At 44.8% G+C, this 14,642-nt stretch carries 12 protein-coding genes and 1 riboswitch; of the genes, 4 read left to right on the top strand and 8 right to left on the bottom strand.

The window, feature by feature from the left end; translation table 11 throughout:
* On the top strand, nucleotides 1–1,497 hold a 1,497-nt coding region (locus tag H0Z23_RS04030), incomplete at its 5' end, for a hypothetical protein (RefSeq protein WP_296867687.1).
* A 142-nt stretch (nucleotides 1,498–1,639) separates the two neighbouring features.
* On the opposite strand, the gene H0Z23_RS04025 is transcribed toward H0Z23_RS04030, so the two are convergent.
* Nucleotides 1,640–3,157 (bottom strand): diguanylate cyclase, encoded by a 1,518-nt coding sequence (locus H0Z23_RS04025; protein ID WP_296867686.1) that lies wholly within the window; start codon nucleotides 3,155–3,157, stop codon nucleotides 1,640–1,642.
* 295 nt (nucleotides 3,158–3,452) lie between these two features.
* Between H0Z23_RS04025 and H0Z23_RS04020 the strand changes: the two genes are divergently transcribed.
* From H0Z23_RS04020 to H0Z23_RS04010, 3 genes are read left to right on the top strand one after another with little or no spacing between them, the layout of a single operon-like run.
* Nucleotides 3,453–4,586 (top strand): iron ABC transporter substrate-binding protein, encoded by a 1,134-nt coding sequence (locus tag H0Z23_RS04020; protein WP_296867685.1) that lies wholly within the window; start codon nucleotides 3,453–3,455, stop codon nucleotides 4,584–4,586.
* 2 nt (nucleotides 4,587–4,588) lie between these two features.
* The gene (locus H0Z23_RS04015; protein WP_296867684.1) at nucleotides 4,589–5,659 is read left to right on the top strand and encodes an iron ABC transporter permease; all 1,071 of its coding nucleotides are present in this window, start codon (nucleotides 4,589–4,591) and stop codon (nucleotides 5,657–5,659) included.
* A complete protein-coding gene (locus H0Z23_RS04010; RefSeq protein ID WP_296867683.1) occupies nucleotides 5,656–6,408 on the top strand; it encodes an ABC transporter ATP-binding protein in 753 nt (250 codons plus the stop codon). Before H0Z23_RS04015 ends, H0Z23_RS04010 begins: the two co-directional genes overlap by 4 nt.
* 118 nt (nucleotides 6,409–6,526) lie before the next feature.
* On the opposite strand, the gene H0Z23_RS04005 is transcribed toward H0Z23_RS04010, so the two are convergent.
* The 7 genes from H0Z23_RS04005 to H0Z23_RS03975 all read right to left on the bottom strand — a co-directional run bounded on the left by H0Z23_RS04005 (nucleotide 6,527) and on the right by H0Z23_RS03975 (nucleotide 14,437).
* On the bottom strand, nucleotides 6,527–8,083 hold the full coding sequence (locus H0Z23_RS04005) for an AbgT family transporter (RefSeq protein ID WP_296867682.1): 1,557 nt from the start codon (nucleotides 8,081–8,083) through the stop codon (nucleotides 6,527–6,529).
* Between the two features lie 26 nt (nucleotides 8,084–8,109).
* Complete coding sequence (locus H0Z23_RS04000) at nucleotides 8,110–9,381, bottom strand: amidohydrolase (protein WP_296867681.1); 1,272 nt, start codon at nucleotides 9,379–9,381, stop codon at nucleotides 8,110–8,112.
* Entirely contained in the window at nucleotides 9,378–10,583 is a 1,206-nt protein-coding gene (locus tag H0Z23_RS03995; RefSeq protein ID WP_296867680.1) for a M20 family metallopeptidase, read from the bottom strand. The genes H0Z23_RS04000 and H0Z23_RS03995 overlap by 4 nt, the downstream gene beginning before the upstream one ends.
* A 108-nt stretch (nucleotides 10,584–10,691) precedes the next feature.
* Entirely contained in the window at nucleotides 10,692–11,711 is a 1,020-nt protein-coding gene (locus tag H0Z23_RS03990) for an ATP-binding cassette domain-containing protein (RefSeq protein WP_296867679.1), read from the bottom strand.
* A gap of 1 nt (nucleotide 11,712) precedes the next feature.
* Complete coding sequence (locus tag H0Z23_RS03985; protein ID WP_296867678.1) at nucleotides 11,713–12,402, bottom strand: ABC transporter permease; 690 nt, start codon at nucleotides 12,400–12,402, stop codon at nucleotides 11,713–11,715.
* Nucleotides 12,403–12,429: 27 nt separating this feature from the next.
* Nucleotides 12,430–13,257, bottom strand: a complete 828-nt coding sequence (locus H0Z23_RS03980) for a substrate-binding domain-containing protein (RefSeq protein ID WP_296867677.1) — start codon at nucleotides 13,255–13,257, stop codon at nucleotides 12,430–12,432.
* A 45-nt stretch (nucleotides 13,258–13,302) separates the two neighbouring features.
* Nucleotides 13,303–13,422, bottom strand: a riboswitch (molybdenum cofactor riboswitch).
* Between the two features lie 118 nt (nucleotides 13,423–13,540).
* Complete coding sequence (locus H0Z23_RS03975; protein WP_296867676.1) at nucleotides 13,541–14,437, bottom strand: LysR family transcriptional regulator; 897 nt, start codon at nucleotides 14,435–14,437, stop codon at nucleotides 13,541–13,543.
* Between the last annotated feature and the right edge of the window lie 205 nt (nucleotides 14,438–14,642).

The following is a 14,642-nucleotide window of genomic DNA, read 5'->3' as shown; positions in this document are numbered from 1 at the left end:
TTGTTTGCCTCTTCCGCTCTTGCGCAGGTTAAGGTCATCCCTAAAGTCCCAACAATGCCCACAAAGATACAGAAAATCCCCAAATTGGTCATGCCTGATTTGGTGATAGAAAGCTTTTCTATTAATTCCTCCCATGGGGTTTCTGTAGGAAGCAATATGGAGTACCCTGTATCAGCTGTGATAAAAAATATCGGCAACGCCGCAGCTCAAGGCCCTGTATACGTTGTTTTTCAGTATTATCGTCCTCAAACAGGACAGTGGGAGTGTGATAGGACCAAAGCTCATGCTATAAGAATAAACAGAACGTTTAACCCCAATGACAGGGTAACTGTGAGTGGAAAACTCATAATAAACAAGGCTATTATTTCAGATGCCACTTTAAGAGTTAGAGCGATGGTGGATTCTGCGTGCTTTGAAGAGTTTCCTCCCCAGTTTGGGTATATCAAAGAGATAAATGAAAACAATAATTACAGTAATGAGGCAACTCTTTCTGGTGGCTACCGTCCTAATGTTGTATCTGTAAACCCCAATAAGGCAATCAAGGGAGTAGACGTTATATCCCTTGTGGGAACTGGGTTTGGAACGCAGAATCCAACAAGAACGGTAGTTGTTGAAAGAGAAGGAACTAAAGTCAGGGCAGAGGTAACCAATTGGTTTACAGGAGTTATTTACTTCAAAATCCCTCAACAGGCAAAAAACGGTCCAAGTTATGTGTATATAGCAGACAGCAGTACGTTAAGCCCAATTTCTTCAGTTATGAATGTGATGGTTTTGGAAAGAAAAGCAATAGCCTGGGACAGCCTCGTGGACGTATTCAACCTCATCGGTGGGGCCTTTCAGATAAGGCTTCACACATGGTCCGGGGGAAGCGGCTACGTGAACGAGTCCAAGCTTATACCTCCTTTTGGAAGCGAGATGCCCCTGGAAGTTCCCAATGTGCAATTTAAAACGGCAGTAGGACACTACCGATTCCTTATTAACGATTTCAACACCTTTGGGCCTTCCTCCTCTCAGAGTGGCTTCGAGATGAGCCGCCAGGGATGTGCTGCTAACCAAGTCAAGCTCATATTGAGGTTTGAGAGCGAAGGAAAGGAGCTCATAGGCTACTACAAGGTGCTCGGCCCCGCAGGTAAGTGGAGAAGGACAGGCGCTCCTGACATACAGGTGGACGATGCAAAAGTTACAGTTCTTTTCCAATTTTATGATGCAGGAAACGGAAGGTTGGACTATGCGGCTGCGGCCTCCTTCGACGGCAGGATAAACGCTTCAGGTAAGGCATGGGACGATATCATTGATTTCTTCATGCCTGACTGGGACAACAAGGTGAAAAAGGAGATCTCTAGGGGAGTCCGACAGGCCATCAACATGCCAGACGTTAGGCAGAACATAATAGACAGTTTACTCATGGCCATCAGGATGCAGCTGGGGCTGAATGCCAATAATGTGATAACTAAGTGGCAGTTTGATAACTCTGGAATAAAGGTCACATTTTATTAAGAAGGTTGGTTCTACCTTGGTAGAAAGATAAGGTAGCCGCAATAAACATGTTTCAAAAAGAAAGTTGAAGAATGTTCTTGGTGGTAGTAAGCCTGGTTGTGTAGCACGTTGGCCCTAGATTGCTATTCTTTGTGGCAGCGTGCTACATTATTTTTGCACGGAATTTGTTTTCGTAGAGATGTTTGTCGGCTAATTTGATAATATCCTCGGGGTTTGTGGCATCTTGCGGAAAAGAAGCTATTCCAAAATCAAGGGTAGTTGGAATGCTGGCGCTTCCCCAGATCCTGCTTTCAACTTCATTCTTCAGCCGACCCCAGGCAGCGAACGCGTTATCCTTATGAGTCTGGGGCAAAAGCGCTACAAATTCGTCACCGCCGTAGCGGGCCAGGATGTCGCTTTCTCTCATTCTAGAGGTAAGGAATTCACTTAATTCGATTAATATCCTATCTCCCTCCATGTGGCCGTATGTGTCGTTTATGATTTTAAAATCCCTTAAATCGATCATTGCTACACAGAGAGAATCGCCATGTCTTTCGTGCCTTTTGATTTCTTTGTTCAAACTCTCAAAGAAATACCTTCTATTCCATAACTTGGTTAGCGGATCCTTTAAGGCTTCTTGCTTTGTCTTTTTGAAAAGGTCGTGATAAGCCCACAGAATGCCAATATGCTTGGCTAAAATTTCCATAAGGTCGATATCTCCATCGCCAAAGCCATCTACTACAGGGCTCTCCAGGCTGATCACTCCAAAAATTTTATCTCCGTGCATTATAGGAATATCTAGCTCGGATTTTGTGTCCTGGTCGACCTGTATATAGTCTGGGGAAGTGCTTACATCCGGAAAGTACAACGTCTTTTTTGCCTTCACTGTTTTCCCAACTAGCCCTCTGCCCGCCTCAATTTGTGACAAATCGTCGAACCTTCCAGGCCCACTACCCGCTATTAGGCGAGTAGCGCCACTATTCTCGTCAATTACCTTCAATATATATACTTGGGTGTAATTTGTTCTTTGAGAGAGGCTCTTTACCACTTTTTTGCAAAGGAGATTAATGTTTTTTTCTTTTGCTGCTTCCATCACTATTTCCCAAATAAGCCTTTCCATCCTATTTTTGTGCTCAATATTTTCGTACTGGCTGAGCTGTGTTAAGGCTGAAGCAAAATATTTGCACAAAACGCCGACTATTTCTTGGTCTATTTTGCTAAAAGCATCTTTGCGGGAGTTCTCTATTATCAATACACCCCAGGTTATGTTATCGCAAATAATAGGCATCACCATTTCTGATAGCGTGCCATCTGTGCCTTTTATGTAATCCGGGCTATTAGTTACGTCATTGCAAATAATAGGATGCTTCTCTCTTAATGCCTTTCCTGTGAGTCCTATTTCGTCTTGTATCACTTGGTACAATGCTTCTTCGTCTACTTTCATTCCTTTGTAGGCGGCAAGATTCAATGGCCCACTAGGAGATTCTCTTAGGAGAAGGTATATATTGTCATATCCTAGAGCATTTTTGAGCTTGTCAAAAAATGTTTCTATAAGGGATTGCTGGTCATTGCAGTTAAACAAGTCAACTGCGACATCAAGGACAAGCCTGTGTCCTTTGTGTAACTTGCCTAGCGATTTTTTGTAACTTATCCAGCGGCTTAGTATTTTGGGGTATTTCAATAGCCTAGTCTTTCTTCTTGCCCTCATTTAACCTTCATACAACCTCCACGCAAATTTCGTGCATCTAATTTTCATTATATTCATTCTACTCCAAACATGTAAGTATGCAATAGCTGTTTTATGTTAAAAACAACCTACTAGCCTAAATAAAAAAGCGCGTGTAGAAGTTGACTTATATTGACCTTAAAATACGTAATGCTTATTTAGTAAAACATGACTTGTAAAAGTGTTATTACTAATTATAATAATCGTAACACCAAGGTTGGAATTGCTTCTGGTAGGGGGTATTTATTTAATGAAAAAGTTTTTCGTAAGCAGTTTGGTTGTATGCGTTGTGGCTTTGAGCTTGGTTTTTGCAGGTGCGGCTTTTCCAATTGAAGAAGAAACGGTGAGGATTGTTGATGCGTGGGGAAGGCGCGTAGATGTCCCATCTAAAGTGGAGAGGGTCATATGTTCTGGGCCTGGTTGCCTGCGATATCTCGTCTATTTGAATGCTCAGGATTTTGCTGTAGGAGTTGATAGTATAGAAAAGCGAAAAAGCCGGTTTGATTCCCGGCCGTATGCCATAGCCCACCCAGAATTGAAAGATAAGCCCCTTTTTGGTGAGTTTCGAGGATTTGATAACCCGGAATTGATATTGTCCTTAGATCCTGCACCTCAGGTGATATTTAAGACTTATGCAAATATGGGTTATGACCCTGATGAGCTTCAGGCAAAAACTGGAATTCCTGTAGTGGTCCTAAATTATGGGCATTTGGTTGCAAAGAGGAAAGATATGGAAAGGTCTTTAATGTTGATGGGTAAAATCCTGGGAAAGGAAGAGAGGGCAGAGGAAGTAATAGATTTCTTTAACGGGCTTATTGAAGATTTAGGAATGAGAACGGAAGATATGCCAGATGACAAAAGGCCATCTTGTTACGTAGGTGGCATAGCCTATAAAGGCCCTCACGGGGTGACCTCCACGGAACCTAATTATCCGCCTTTTTATTTCACGGATGCTGTTAACGTGGCCTTTTGTGGAAGTTCCCAGAATCAGAGGCAAGTGGTTTTCTCAAGGGAGAACCTGTTGTCTGCTGATCCAGATAAAATTTTTATAGATTTATCTACTACTCAAGGTGATCGTAGCAAAAACGCCCTTTATCAGCTTGCCAATGATCCAGAATACAAGATCCTTTCAGCAGTCAAAAAAAATGAAGTATATGGTTTGCTGCCATATAACTGGTACACTCAAAACCATGGCTCAATATTGGCCAACGCTTATTACGTGGGGAAAATTTTGTATCCTGAGCGCTTCAAGGATATAGATCCAATGAAAAAAGCTGACGAGATATACACGTTTCTGGTAGGCAAAGCAGTGTTTGAGAATATGGACGAATCTTTTGGGAATTTGGCTTTTAGAAGAATAAACCTCAATGAGATAGAGTGGTAAAAATGCATTTTGAAAAAGGGGAAATTCCAGTAGATTACATAAAATACATCAGCAGGAAAAATGCCTTTATTATTGTGGCTTTTTTGTTGCTCTGTTTTTCAGCGGCAATCTCCTTATCCGTGGGTTCGGTCAGTTACATGCTAAAGGACATATTTAAAACTTTGCTGGGCGTCCATGTGTCTAAAACACTTGATGCTGTAATTTTTAACATAAGGCTTCCTCAAGTTATTGCCGCGATAGTGGCGGGAGCAGGGTTGGCTGTGGCTGGTGCAGTAATGCAGTCGGTGCTTGGCAATCCCTTGGCTTCTCCCTTTACTCTGGGGATCGCCCAGGCTGCAGCCTTTGGAGCGGCATTCTCTGTTATGGTGCTAGGTGCAGGATTTATGCGAAGTAGTACAGCAGATGCTGTTGCTATTGTCCGTCCTGGCCTTACTACTATGGTAGCCTTTATAGCCAGCATGGTAGCTACAGGTGCGGTTGTTCTGATTGCCCAGGTAAGAAGAGGCTCTCCCGATGTGATGATTTTGGCTGGGGTGGCCATTGGCTCTCTTTGCTCGGCAGGTACGATGTTTTTGCAGTATTTTGCCGATGATACCCAGCTTGCATCCATAGTTTTCTGGACTTTTGGCGACCTCGCTCGTGCAGGTTGGAAGGAGCTTGGGATTATGGCAGCCATCACTTTTTCATGCATATGCTTTTTTGTCGCCAATGCTTGGAATTACAATGCCATAGATTCAGGCGAAGAGACAGCCATAAGCCTGGGTGTGAATGTCAGGCTTGTCCGGTTTATGGGCATGTCATTAGCGTCCCTGGCTACTGCTGTGATTATAGCTTTTGTAGGAGTAATTGGCTTTGTTGGTTTGATAGGCCCTCATATGGCCAGAAGGCTAATAGGGGACGATAATCGATATTTGCTTTTGGGATCATGCATAATCGGTGGAATTTTACTTTTGGCAGCAGATACAGCTGCTAGAACAATGTTGGCACCCAGGGTTTTACCTGTTGCGGTCCTTACATCTTTTGTAGGTGCTCCTGTATTCTTGTATCTTCTTGTAAAGGGGTATAGGCGATGATACTTAAGGTTAAAGGTATAAATTTCAAGTATAAGAGCAGGTCCGTCCTTAAAGATGTAAGTTTTGAAGTGGGCCCTGGAGAATTGTTGGCCATCCTAGGGCCGAATGGGGTGGGTAAGACAACCCTTTTGAGGTGTTTAAATGCGGCACTTAAGCCAGAGGGTGGAAGTGTATTTGTGGATGGAAAGGATTTGTCCGATTTGTCCAGAAGTGAAATAGCTAAGAATTTGGCCTACGTTGCCCAGAGAGCTGAGCAAGGCAGGCTTACGGCTTTTGATGCAATACTCCTTGGAAGGAAGCCTTATATAGGATGGAGGGTGGGGGAAGATGACCTTAAAAAGGCCGATGCAGTGATTCGTGCCTTGAAGTTGGAGAGCCTTTCCCTTAGATTCTTGGACGAGATGAGTGGAGGCGAGCTGCAAAAGGTGAGCATCGCCAGGGCATTAGTCCAAGACCCAAAAGTTTTGCTCCTCGATGAGCCCACTAGCAGCTTAGATTTGAAGAATCAGCAGGAGGTTCTTAGAACTATAAGGCATATTGTGAGTGGTCACGGCATGTCCACAGTAATGACGATGCATGACATAAATTCAGCTCTTCGGTTTGCTGACAAGATTCTTTTCATGAAAGATGGGAAAATATTTTCGGCTTCAGAGAGAGCTCGTATCTCTGCTTCAATGATAGAGGAAGTGTATGGTATTCCTGTAGAATTGGGGGAAATAAAAGGATACCCCGTCGTGCTTCCCGTGTGATAGTTATTGCAAGTTGTCGTCAATTGCTAAACGAAGGGGTTGCAGCTTGTTGCGTAATATTGTCGTATATAGATCCTAAAAGAGGGGCGCTTTGCGGCGCCCCTCTTTTTAAAGCAGGCTAATTTACGAAGATTCCAGCTCCTGGTCCCAGAGGCAATCCCAAGAAGTACCATATTGCAAGCAGAGCAATCCATACAACCATGAAGAAGATGGAAATGGGTAGCCCCAAAGAGACAATTGTCCCAATTCCAGCCTCTTTATCGTATCTTGCGGCAAAGCCAAGCAATATGGGGAAGTATGGCATCATGGGCGTTATGGAGTTGGTAGAGGAGTCACCTATACGGTAGAGCAGCTGAGCAAGTTGTGGAGAATAGTTGAGATAGTAGAGCATGGGGATAATTACAGGGGCCATGAATGCCCATTTGGTTGATCCGCTTGTGACGAAAAGGTTTATGAACGTTGAAAGTAATATTATTGCTATAAGTAGGCCAAAGCCCGTTAGCCCCATGTCCTGCAGCCATCCTGCCAGTTTTACCGCCATGACTATGGCCATGTTGGATTTTTTGAAGGCTGCTATAAAGTTGGCGATAGGCAGAATTATCACTATGTAGCTAGCCATATGTCCGACGCTTGCTACCATGCTGTCTATCATGTCTTTTGCGTTCCTTATGGTGCCGGCCTTGCGCCCATAAACTACTCCCACAAGGATGAAGTATAGGAGCATAAGGGGAACCATGCCCTTTATGAAAGGTGAAGGAATTATGGTGTTCTTTGCAGGGTCGCGCAGGGGACCGCCTGGGATTAACACCATCGCCAGCATGAAGGCCCAATAGAGCAGGGTAAACCAAAGAGCGCTCTTGAAGGCCCTACCTTCCTCTTTGCTTATAGCAAAATCATTCGTAGAATCTGAGGAACCACTACTTTCCAGTGCGGCCTCGCAGGTGTCAAATTTTTCATCCCACGCGCCGAAGGAAGGCATCATGAACTTGCTTACGAAAATTGCACCAAGAGACGATATGACTAATGTTGATGCAACCATGAAGAAGTAGTTTGCTGTTGGGTATACCTCTCCCCCCGGTACAACTATCTGATAAGCTGTAGTGGAGATTCCTGATAAAAGCACGTCAGTTCCTGCGATAAATAGGTTTGCTGTAAAACCTGAACAAACGGCAGCATATCCAAGCACAAGGCCAAAGATGGGGTTTTTTCGCATGGAGAAAAACAGCGCTCCAGTTAGTGGTGGAACTATTACTATGGCTGCATCAGATGCCAAGTTACCGCAGATACCAAAGAGGAAAACTGCAAAAATAAGGAACTTTTCTGGAACTTTGGCGATACTTTTCATCAGTGCCTCAAGGAAGCCACTCTTGGTTGTCACGCCAAGGCCTATCATCATTACAAGGACAAGCCCAAGAGGCGGGAAGCTTGAGAAGTTTTTGACCATGTTGCGTAACTGCCAATCAAGTCCTTCGCGAGATATGAGATTTATGATTTGAACGGTCTTATCCGTTCCAGGTTTTACTACCTGGGCTCCTGCGAAAACGGCTGAAAGTATGTAGACTAGGACCCAAAAACCCATGAAAAGCCAGAATGGATGGGGTAGCTTGTTGCCAGCTACTTCTATGCCTTTTATGATCCTATACAAAAAACCCTGTTTTTCATTTCCTTGTGACATGTTCTAATGCCTCCTTTCTTTTTTTGTCAACTTTCAAATCTGCTTAGTTTTTCAACTAATTGGCTCATGAGAACTACTCCCTTTAAGAGGCTCCTTTCGTCAAAATCGAAATACTCGTTGTGGTGTCCAGCTTCTATGTCAGAGCCCAAAACCATATAGGATGCTTTCCCCCCTTTCTCTTGGACTCTTTTCATCATCCACGAAAAATCGTCGCTTCCTCCCATGTTGTAAAAACTTTCTATGGAGTCAAACTCTCCAGTTTCTTTTGCTACTTTGCATATTAAGCCAACTAGGTCCTCATCGCTTTTTGCAGTGATTGACTCTCCCATTTGTTTTACAGTCCATTCCAGCTCGTACATGAGTGCGCAGGATTCGACTATTTTCATAGCCCTTTGGTACATGTAGGAAGCTATCTCTTCTGTCTCTCCCCTGGTTTCCACTTTGAACATGGCATGGGGAGGAACTACGTTTCTTCCCTCTCCTGCATGTAAAACTCCTACGTTTACCCTTGATGTGCCATTTCTATGGGGAGCTATTCCGTGTAAATTTATGGCAGCATTTGCCGCTCCCAGTAGCGCGTTTCTCCCTTCATTGGGTGCTGCACCAGCATGAGAAGCCTTTCCTTTATAGAACACGTCGAACTTTGTGGTACACAAAAGCCCGGCCACGCCGCCAGCCATATTCCCTGTGGACAGCCCGAGCCCAAGGTGTAGAGCTACTAAAAAGTCACAGTCGTCAAGGATTCCTTTTTCTGCGATGGCTTTGCCGCCTCTTACTCCCTCTTCTGCAGGCTGAAAGATAAGCTTAATCTTTCCGCGCAGGCTGTCTTTCTTTTCTGCCAGCAACCGGGCGACTCCCAACCCTATTGCAGCGTGCCCGTCGTGGCCGCAAGCGTGCATCGCTCCGGGATTTACGGAAGAAAAGCCTTCCCTGTAGGGGCGATGTTTGTCGTCCTTTGCCTCGTTCACTTCTACAGCGTCTATGTCAAAGCGCAGCGCTACGGTAGGGCCTTTTTTGCCTGTGTTGAGGACGGCCAGTGCCCCTGTGTAGCCTGCCATTCTCTCAATCCATTTGGGATCTGCGCCTTGCTTTGTGGCTCGTTCTATTTCCTTTGGTATCACCGATTCGTCACGGCCCATAACTGATGATTCGTCCAGGATTTCTCTTCCTACCTTTACGTCATATCCAAGGTTCGAAAGAAATTCCGCAATGACAGAAGTGGTCCTGAATTCACACCAACCAGCTTCGGCGTACTTATGGAAATCCCTTCGTAATTTGATAAGCTCTTCTAGTCTCATTTAGATAGCGCCTCCAATGCAGTTAGGGCAACTTGGCAAAGGTAGGTAACCCCTATAGGTAAAGCCTCCTCGTCGGGCAAGAACTTATTGTTGTGAAGTTTGGGGAACTCTTCTGGAGGGATACCTTTGGGCCTGCATCCCAGCCATGCAAATGCTGCAGGCACTTTTTCGCTGAAGAAGGCAAAGTCTTCCCCTCCAGGGTTTGGCATGGATATTTCGTAAAGACCATTCTTTCCTACAGTTTTTACAATTGCTTCTTTGGCTATTTTTGTGGCTTGATGGTCGTTCATGGTGGGAGGATATCCCCATTTGTAGTCCACAATGCAGTCTCCTCCCATGCTGCTTGCTGTCCCTTTCGCTATTTGGGATATTTTTTCGGCCACAAGTTTCCTTGTGTTTGGGTCAAAGGTTCGGACCGTTCCGTCCAGATCTACTTGGTCTGCCACTATATTGTACCTGCTTCCCCCTTCGATTTTCCCAAAGGTTATGACAGCGGAGTCCAGGGGACTTACGTTTCTTGAGATGACGGTCTGAAGAGCCGATATGACCTGGCTCGTTATTACTATGGCATCTATGCCGAACTCAGGAGTGGCTGCATGAGTGGATTTACCCCGGACAGACATGTTGAGCCTGTCCGACGCAGCGGACATGACCCCCTCTTTTATTCCCATGACGCCCGTTTCCAAGGTTGGCCACATATGAATGCCAAAGATTGCCTCTACTTTAGGGTTCTCCAGGGCTCCATCTTTTATCATCCCGGGGGCACCTCCCACAGGGCTGTCTTCCTCTGCAGGCTGAAAGATGAATTTGATGTTGCCTTTTACATGGCCCTTGAGTTCTGAGAGTACATGAGCAGCACCCAACAGCATGGCTGTGTGGGAATCGTGGCCACAGGCGTGCATAACTCCGTCGTTGACCGAAGCGAACTCGCAGCCTGTTTCCTCCTTTATTTGTAGTGCATCCATGTCTGCTCTCAAAGCTACGGTAGGGCCATTGGAGTCTCCTTTCAATAGGCCAATTACACCGGTGCCTCCAACTTGCTTTTTCACTTCTATTCCGAGACCTTCTAGTATCTCGGCAACCTTGCCAGAAGTTCGTATTTCTTTATGGCTGGGTTCTGGGTGTCGGTGAAAATCCTTCCAGTAGGATATGTAGGAATTTCGATATTTTTGAACAAACTCTGATATTTTCTCTTGAAACAAGGCAACAACCTCCCCGCAATTTAATCTAATTGTAAGCACGCGATAGTATATTATACAGTTTGTTAGTGTGCTTTTCAATTAAATTGTTATCTGAGTTTGGTTTTATCCTTAAATCCATTTAAGAGCTGAAGCTTTGAAATGAAGGTATACCTTTAATCCAGGATGGAGATGGAGATTTTTGACGGACTTTTCGGTAACTAGGGAAGATATAGTTTTTCCTCCGGCGTTCACTTTTACCAGCACCTGGCCGGACTCGCTTATAAGGGACATACTTGTTATGGTCCCCAGAATAGAATTGAGAGCCGAGTCCTCTTCTGGCATTTCAGTGCATATAATTACGTCCTTTGGGTCCAAAAGAGCTAAAGACCCACTTTGCGGGCTACCTGCTCCTATGAGGATTTGACCATCCGCTAATCGTAAGGCCAAGAGCCCATCGTTATATGGCTTCCAATCTCCAGCAAGGACGTTTTCCGGCACGTAATTTATAAGCTTGCCCTTGAAAAGAGATAGGATTTTTTCTGTAATTTGGTAAACCCATGGGAGGTCATGAGTCACTATCACAAGGGTAGAGCCCCATTCATCCCGGGCTTTGAATACTGCTTCCTTTATTATTCTTGCACTTTCTGAGTCCACACTTGCCGTAGGTTCGTCAAGCAGAATTACCTTTGGCCTTAGGATAAGCCTTGCTGCCAGGGCCACACGCTGAGCTTCCCCGCCTGAAAGCTCGAACCACTTTCTTTTGGCGAAAATTTCCGGGGAAAGCCCCACCATTTCAAGGGCCCTTTTTACTCTTTCCTTAATATTATGGGTATCCTTTCTCATCTTTAGGCCATAAGAAACGTTTTCCTCTACGGTTCTTCTTAGAAGCGGGGAATTCTGTAAAAGCAGTGTTACCTCTCGCCTTTGGGTGAAAGAAGGTTCCTTCACGAGTTTCCCGTTATAAAAGACTGTTCCTTCTGTAGGCTTTTCCAGGAAGGCCAATATCCGCAGTAGGGTGCTTTTGCCGCTGCCGTTTGGGCCTACCAGAGCGACAACCTCTCCTTCGGCAATTTCAAGTTTAGATATGTCAAGAACTGTTCTTTCGGAGTACCTGTGGACTATGTTTTCCAGCCTGAAAATGTTCTTCATCTTATGCCCTCCTGCGTAAGGAAGAGACGAGAGTATTTGCTGTTAGCGCAAAAGCCAGCAGGACAATTCCCAAAGCTATCCCCATGGAAAATTCTCCTTTTCCAGTCTCAAGGGCTATAGCAGTGGTTATGGTCCTTGTATGCCATTTTATGTTGCCACCTATCATCATGGAGACGCCAACTTCGGATATTACTCGACTGTAGGCAGTAACTGCAGCTGCTGTAACTGCATACCGGCCTTCCCACATGGAGGATAATGCTGCCTGCATGTCGGAAGCTCCAAGAGTCCTAAGGGTCAAGTAAATTTTTGGGTCTATCCCCTCTATTGCAGAGGCAGTGAGAGATACTACGATGGGCAGTGCCAGGATAAATTGTCCTATGGCAACGCCCGGGATTGTAAATAAAAGCCCTAAATCCCCCAGAGGGCCTCTGCGGGATATAAAAGCGTAAACCAAAAGGCCAATCACCACAGTAGGCAAGGCCAGTAAAGTGTCTACGAGAGTTCGAACGGCCCTCTTGCCGGGGAAGTTGTAGTGCCCTAGAAGGAAGCCCAACGGTATGCCAACTATCAATGTACACGTTATGGAGAGGGTTGAAAGACGCAAAGTGGTCCATATGGCTGAATATGTCTCTGGGTCCTTTGCTAGAAGTAAATAAAAAGCTCCTATAACCCCTTCAAATATGTAATTCAATTTAGGCCCTCTCCTTAAACGTTTTTGTTACCTGGCAGCATTTGGCACGAAAAGCTGCTTTCCCATAAGGCGGAAGTCGGCTATTAATTTTTGCCCTTCATCTGAGGTTATCCACTCAATGAACTTTAGTGCCAAGTCATATTTTACCTTAGGGCAGCGTTTTGGGTTTATGGCTATCACGCTGTATTGATTGAATAAAAGCTGGTCTCCTTCCACCAGTATTACAAGAGGAGGATTGCCGTTATGATTTGCTTCATATTTGATGAATGTTCCCCTATCCGTTAGCGTGTAGCCATCCCTTTCAGCTGCTATGTTTATAGTGTTTAGCATTCCTTGGCCTGTCTGTATGTACCATTCTTCTTTGTCTATGTTTGTAATGTTAGCTTTTTTCCAGAGCTCCAATTCCATCGAATGAGTTCCTGAGTTGTCGCCCCTGCTGACGAAAGGAGCTTTCTTCGATTTGATCCGCTTCAGGGCATCAATTGCCTTTAAACCCTTAATGCCTGCAGGGTCTGTGCGAGGGCCTATTATGACAAAGTCGTTGTACATTACTTCCCTACGGTTGATCCCATATCCCTCTTCTATGAATTTTTTCTCTTTGTCTGGTGCGTGAACTAACAAAACATCCACGTCACAGTTTTTTCCTAGCTCCAGGGCTTTCCCTGTGCCCACTGCAGTCCACCGCAGCTCAATTTTTGTGGTTTTTTCGAAGGCCGGGGCAATGACGTTTAAAAGGCCAGTATTATCGGTGCTTGTTGTCGTAGCCATCATTAGATACTGGGAGGCGGCTGTACTGGGTAAGGATAGCGTTAGAAGCAGGGCAATGCTTGCCAAAAAAACTAGCGTTTTGCGCATGTTCATTCCTCCTTATTCAAGTTTTTCCCTCCAGGAGGCATCCCGCATGAACATGCCTATCCCCCTTTCCAAACACGGGAGGCACTCCTGTTTCCAGGAATACCCTTCGGCTGGGCTCCATAGGCTAGTGCCTTTAGGAGCTTCAGCTCGGAGGCACCAAGAGGATAACATACTAAAGTTACTAAGACAACTTGGTATCTTGGAGGTTGTTACCGGACAGTGATATTGTCACCCTGTAAGTGGACCGAGAAAATGTTGCCCCAAGATATCCTGACAGGCTATCTTAAATTAATTTTTCTTCCAGAAACTTCAGCATTTCCCAACCAGCATAGGTCAAGCCCTGGGTTTGATGGAACAGGGCTAATATGTCCAATTCCAGAGGATAGGAGCATTTTACTTCTAGCTTGCAGAGGGAACCATTTCTTATGTCTTCCTGCACGGTGCGAAGATTAAGAAGTGCTACTCCAAGCCCCTTTATGGCTAGCTCTCGTGCAGTTTCTATACTTGAAACGATTATTTTGTGCTTAAGATGAAGCTGGTTTTGCACCTCAAAATCTGAAAGGTAAGAGGATAGGCACGACGATTGGTGCCAGCCTATAAATGGATAATTTTCCAGGTCCTTCGGAAATAGTAAATCTTTGGAGTGAGCTATTTCGTGAGATGCCACGAAGGCCAATTTCTCTGTGGCAATTACCTTGCTGGACATCTCGTTTTGAGGCAAAAAATCCCGAGTTCTTTCGATTAACAAAAGTTCTATTTCAGAAGATTGCAGCAGCTTCACAAGCTCTCGATTATTGCCCATTATTGTACTTATGCTTACTCCTGGATATCGGACGGCGAATTCAGGGAGAATGTTAGATAAAAGCAGAGAGTCCACGTAAGTGCTGCAACCAATTTTTAAAGTCCCTGCCTCTAGCGACCTGAGCTCATTGATCCGATTTTTAACTTCATCCAACTGTTTGAGGACTTCCTTGGCCGTAGTGTAAAAAATGCGCCCTTCAGGTGTCAGACGGACTTTTTTCTTCTTGCGATCGAAGAGCCTTACACTGAGGTGTTTTTCCAAGTTGGCTATATGCTGGCTTACCGAAGGTTGTGATATATACAGCTTGTCTGCTGCCGCCCTGAAAGTCCCGTTTTCCACTACCTCACAGAAGGTCTGTATCTGAAAAAGAGTAATCACTTGGTACCCCCTCTATCCTGCGTTTTGCGTATTTTCTCAAAGCCTTCCCAGTTTATTCTCAAAGTAAATAAAGCGTCCTTTTAGCTGTTTTTTGGACTAGCAAAATAACCATAAGAAAATCTTATCGTTCTGATAAGGTTTTATGCATTGATATTAATAGATAATCGGCTACACTTCAATTAGGTAATTTATCTAAAAGTCAGGA

It is taken from the genome of Thermovirga sp. (assembly GCF_017656375.1).
Taxonomy (GTDB): Bacteria; Synergistota; Synergistia; order Synergistales; family Thermovirgaceae; genus Thermovirga.
This window is presented reverse-complemented; position numbering and strand designations above follow the sequence as displayed.

What these genes read in the sequence shown, in the direction of transcription:
- H0Z23_RS04000 (WP_296867681.1), bottom strand. Translation starts at nt 9,381, where the DNA reads ATGAGACTAGAAGAGCTTATCAAATTACGAAGGGATTTCCATAAGTAC.
- H0Z23_RS04010 (WP_296867683.1), top strand. Translation starts at nt 5,656, where the DNA reads ATGATACTTAAGGTTAAAGGTATAAATTTCAAGTATAAGAGCAGGTCC.
- H0Z23_RS03990 (WP_296867679.1), bottom strand. Translation starts at nt 11,711, where the DNA reads ATGAAGAACATTTTCAGGCTGGAAAACATAGTCCACAGGTACTCCGAA.
- H0Z23_RS03980 (WP_296867677.1), bottom strand. Translation starts at nt 13,257, where the DNA reads ATGCGCAAAACGCTAGTTTTTTTGGCAAGCATTGCCCTGCTTCTAACG.
- H0Z23_RS04020 (WP_296867685.1), top strand. Translation starts at nt 3,453, where the DNA reads ATGAAAAAGTTTTTCGTAAGCAGTTTGGTTGTATGCGTTGTGGCTTTG.
- H0Z23_RS04005 (WP_296867682.1), bottom strand. Translation starts at nt 8,083, where the DNA reads ATGTCACAAGGAAATGAAAAACAGGGTTTTTTGTATAGGATCATAAAA.
- H0Z23_RS04015 (WP_296867684.1), top strand. Translation starts at nt 4,589, where the DNA reads ATGCATTTTGAAAAAGGGGAAATTCCAGTAGATTACATAAAATACATC.